Consider the following 4,366-nt stretch of genomic DNA (forward strand, 5'->3'; position numbering starts at 1 on the left):
CCACTCGGCGCGGCCTTCGCGGAGCCGGATGCCGTGGACCATGCCGCTGCCCTTGAACCAGTGGGTGGGTGTGATCCCGGGCTTGGGGTTGTGGCTGTTGCGGATCAGGCGGCCGGTCAGTTCGGGCGGCAGGGCGCCTTCGACGGTGAGCCCGGTGGCGGTGACCTCGTCGGCGACGGGGGTGTAGTGGCCGGTCAGGTACGGCTTGCTGGTCATCGTGAGGACCTCGGTTCCCGGTGGTGGGCGGCGGTACGGAGCGGGGCGGCGGTGCGGGGCTGCGGTGCGGCGGTACGGAGCAGAGGTGCTGGGCGGGGCTGCGGTGCGGGGTGGCGCGCCGGGGGTGCCGGGCGCGCCGGGTGCGCTCAGGCGTGCTCGGCCCGCTCCTTGAGCCGGGCCAGCCACTGCACGAGGGAGTCGTGGAGCGCCTGTTGCAGCAGCTCCGGCGAGGCCTCCACGGGCGCCCCGGACCAGGACTCCTCGGTGCGGACCGTGACGGCGCCGTCCGACTCCTCGAAGGTCCACACGTGTACGCCGTCGATCCCCTGGGCCGGGCCGCCCCAGACGATGCGCTCGCCGGGGACCCATTGCAGGACGGTGGAGGTGATGTCGAGGCCGTGGGTGAGCCAGCGGAAGGTGGCGCCGGTGTCGAGGGGGCCGTCCAGCGTGGCCCGGGTGACGTCCGGGTTCCAGTCGGGCCAGGCGTCGATGTCGGTGTGCAGGCGCCAGACGGTGTCGAGGGGGGCGCTGACGGTGGCCGACAGCCGAACGACGGCCGGCGCGCTCTCGTCGATCGTGACGTCGGGGGTGTGCGCGGGCTGTTCCGTGCGTTCAGTGCTCATGACGGGTGACGCTCCTTCTGTATGTGTGGTTAACCACTCACTCTTTGGTCCGCAAGAACGACGGCCCGACCTCCGGTGGGCCGCCGTCCTCGGGGACCGGCTGTCAGTAGTGCCGGATGCCGGCGGTCAGGGTGCGCGTCCAGGGCGCGTCGACCGCCCCGGCGTCCAGTGACACCACCAGGTGGCAGAGCATCCCGACGGCGAAGAACTCCTGGACCTGGCGGTCGTCGCCGCCGGAAGCCCCGCGCACGTACTCGACCGTGCGGGCGTAACCTGCGCGCACGGCCTCGCGGACGGCGGGCTCGGAGACCGCGGCGGCCTGGGCGTGCAGCTGGACCAGCATCAGATCCTTGTCGCTGATCAGGCGGGCGTACGCGTCGCCCATCGCGGAGAGCACGGCCTCCGGCGAGCTGCCCCGCGCATCGGCCGCACCGGCCTCCAGGCTGGCCCGTACCCGTAGGAAGCAGTGGTCGACGACCGCCACGAACAGGGCTTCCTTGTGGGGGAAGAGCCGGTAGACGTACGCCTGCGAGATTCCGGCGGCCTTGGCGACCTCCGTGGTCGTCGTGCCGAAGTACCCCCGCGCGGCGAACGCTCCGATGGCGGTGCGCAGCACCGTCTCGCGGCGTTCCTCTGCGGTGGACAGCTGGCGTGGGCGTTCCGATTGCATGTGAGTACTCAACCACTCACACTTTTTCGCTGTCAACCCCGGTCACCTCTCCGGGTCACTCGAACCATCGACACACCCCGCGCGTGGACGGCCAGAAGGAGCAGCTCCGCTGATCGAGTGATTAGATCGATACAACCGGGTATGCGGCAAGTGCGGAGATTCTCCCCGTCGTCCGTCCTGCGCACTCGGCGTGTGCGGCGACGGGCGCCGAGACTCCGTACGAGCGACCGATCGCCGGGGCCCCGCGGCTGGCGGCGGCACCGACGGGCCGATGTGACAGCCGGTCTCCGCCGGCGGGAAGCAGGCTCACATGCTTGATCGTCTCAAGGCATCGGGGCTGGTGGGCGAGGTGTCCGCCGAATTCGCCGGCACCATGGTCCTCATCCTCTTCGGCTGTGGCGTGGTGGCCCAAGTGGTCGCGGGCGGCGGACTCACCACCCCGCCCGGGGGCCTCGGAAACCACGACAGCATCGCGTGGGCCTGGGGCCTCGCCGTCACCCTCGGCGTGTACGTCGCGGGTCGCATGAGCGGCGCCCACCTCAATCCGGCGGTCACCGTCGCGCTGGCGAGCTTCAAGGGTTTCCCGTGGAAGAAGGTGGCGCCCTACGTGCTGGCACAGGTGGCCGGCGCGTTCGTGGCCGCCCTCATCGTGCGGTGGAACTACACCGAGGCGCTGGCCAAGTACGACCCCGGCCACACCATCAAGTCGCAGGGCGTCTTCTCCACGCTCCCGGCGAACGGCAACACGAACCTGCCGATCACCGAATGGGGCGCGCTACGGGACCAGATCATCGGCACGGCGCTCCTGCTCCTGCTCATCCTCGCCGTCACGGACCTGCTCAACAGCCCGCCCGGTGCCAACCTGGCGCCGTTCATCGTGGGCCTGATCGTCGTCGCGATCGGCATGGCCTGGGGCACGGCCGCGGGGTACGCGATCAACCCGGCCCGTGACTTCGGTCCGCGGCTCGCCAGCTTCCTCACCGGATACGGAGGGGCCTGGCGAGATCAGTACGGGAACTTCTACTTCTGGGTGCCCATCGTCGGTCCGCTGGTCGGAGGCCTGATCGGAGCGGCTCTGTACAAGTTCTTCATCGGCCAGTTCCTGCCGACCGCCGAGGCCGAGCCCGAGGGAGTCATCCCGACCGCCGATCCCGATCCCGATCTCGACCCCGGGCCCGAGGGCACCATCCCGACCTCCGGATCCTGACCCTCAGCCCGACGTCATCCCCCGCCCGGGGCGGCGAAGCCACCCCGGTGCGGGACGGGCTCTCCCCAAGAGAGGCGGCACCATCATGGCGGACTTCGTCGGCGCGGTGGACCAAGGCACCACGAGCACCCGGTTCATGATCTTCGATCATGCGGGCAACGAGGTCGCGAAGCACCAGCTGGAGCACGCACAGATCCTTCCCAGGTCGGGATGGGTCGAGCACGACCCGGTGGAGATATGGGAGCGCACCAACTCGGTGATCCAGAACGCGCTCCGGCACGGCGACCTCTCCCCGGCCGACCTGGCGGCCATCGGCATCACCAACCAGCGCGAGACGACCGTCGTCTGGGACCCCCGCAACGGCCGCCCGTACTACAACGCCATCGTCTGGCAGGACACCCGCACCGACTCGATCGCGGCGGCGCTCGACCGCTCGGGCCGGGGCGACGTCATCCGGCGCAAGGCCGGACTGCCGCCGGCCACCTACTTCTCCGGCGGGAAGATCCAGTGGATCCTGGAGAACGTGGACGGCGTCCGCGAGGCCGCCGAACAAGGGCACGCGCTCTTCGGCAACACCGACTGCTGGGTGCTGTGGAACCTCACCGGAGGCCCCGACGGAGGCGTCCACGCCACCGACGTCACCAACGCCAGCCGGACCATGCTGATGGACCTGGAGAGCCTGGACTGGGACGACGAACTCCTCGGCTTCTTCGGGATCCCGCGCGCGATGCTCCCCGCCATCCACTCCTCCTCGCACCCCACCGCCTTCGGCGTCACGCGCAGCTCCCGCCCCCTGCGGGCGGCGATCCCGATCACGGGCGTGCTCGGCGACCAGCAGGCGGCCACCGTCGGGCAGGTCTGCTACGCGCCGGGCGAGGCCAAGAACACCTACGGCACCGGCAACTTCCTCGTGCTCAACACGGGCAACGAGGTGGTCCGTTCCCAGCACGGCCTGCTCACCACCGTGGCCTACCGCTTCGGCGACGAGCCCGCGGTGTACGCCCTGGAGGGCTCCATCGCCGTCACCGGCTCGGCCGTGCAGTGGCTGCGCGACCAGATGAAGATCATCACCAATGCCGCGGAGAGCGAGCGCCTGGCCCGTACGGTAGAGGACAACGGCGGCATGTACTTCGTGCCGGCCTTCTCCGGCCTGTTCGCGCCCTACTGGCGGTCCGACGCCCGCGGCGCCATCGTCGGCCTCGCCCGCTACAACGACAACGGGCACCTGGCGCGCGCCACCCTGGAAGCCATCTGCTACCAGAGCCGCGACGTCGTGGAGGCCATGGAGCAGGACTCCGGGGTACACCTGGACGTGCTCAAGGTCGACGGCGGAGTCACGGCCAACGACCTGTGCATGCAGATCCAGGCGGACGTCCTCGGGGTACCCGTCAGCCGCCCCGTCGTCGCCGAGACCACGGCCCTGGGCGCCGCGTACGCGGCCGGACTGGCCACCGGATTCTGGCGGGACACCGACGAGCTGCGCACGCACTGGCAGGAGTCCAAGCGGTGGGAGCCCCAGTGGTCCGAGGAGAAGCGGGCCGAGGGCTACGAGGGCTGGAAGAAGGCCGTCGCGCGGACCCTGGACTGGGCGACCGTCGAATAGCCGCCGGGGAGCGGGCGCGGCCGGCGCCGTCGGTCCCGGCGGCGCCC

At 70.7% G+C, this 4,366-nt stretch carries 5 protein-coding genes; 2 read left to right on the forward strand and 3 right to left on the reverse strand.

Annotated features, from left to right (window positions below; genetic code table 11):
- From ABZW32_RS38945 to ABZW32_RS38955, 3 genes are all read right to left on the reverse strand, one after another.
- Positions 1-216 (reverse strand): carotenoid oxygenase family protein (locus tag ABZW32_RS38945; protein WP_356225537.1); only part of this gene is annotated, 216 nt, incomplete at its 3' end.
- Positions 217-362: 146 nt separating this feature from the next.
- A complete protein-coding gene (locus ABZW32_RS38950; RefSeq protein ID WP_356225539.1) occupies positions 363-839 on the reverse strand; it encodes an SRPBCC family protein in 477 nt (158 codons plus the stop codon).
- Between the two features lie 103 nt (positions 840-942).
- Positions 943-1,509 carry a TetR/AcrR family transcriptional regulator gene (locus ABZW32_RS38955; RefSeq protein ID WP_356225541.1) on the reverse strand — a complete coding sequence of 189 codons (567 nt, stop codon included), beginning with the start codon at positions 1,507-1,509 and terminating at the stop codon, positions 943-945.
- Between the two features lie 310 nt (positions 1,510-1,819).
- Here ABZW32_RS38955 and ABZW32_RS38960 point away from each other — a divergent pair, with 310 nt between their 5' ends.
- Both ABZW32_RS38960 and glpK read left to right on the forward strand, forming a co-directional pair.
- Positions 1,820-2,716 (forward strand): MIP/aquaporin family protein, encoded by an 897-nt coding sequence (locus ABZW32_RS38960; RefSeq protein WP_356225543.1) that lies wholly within the window; start codon positions 1,820-1,822, stop codon positions 2,714-2,716.
- 85 nt (positions 2,717-2,801) lie between these two features.
- Positions 2,802-4,319 carry a glycerol kinase GlpK gene (gene glpK, locus ABZW32_RS38965; RefSeq protein ID WP_356225545.1) on the forward strand — a complete coding sequence of 506 codons (1,518 nt, stop codon included), beginning with the start codon at positions 2,802-2,804 and terminating at the stop codon, positions 4,317-4,319.
- The last annotated feature ends 47 nt before the right edge of the window (positions 4,320-4,366 follow it).

The sequence above is a fragment of the Streptomyces sp. NPDC004667 genome, assembly GCF_040609475.1.
Lineage (GTDB): Bacteria > Actinomycetota > Actinomycetes > Streptomycetales > Streptomycetaceae > Streptomyces.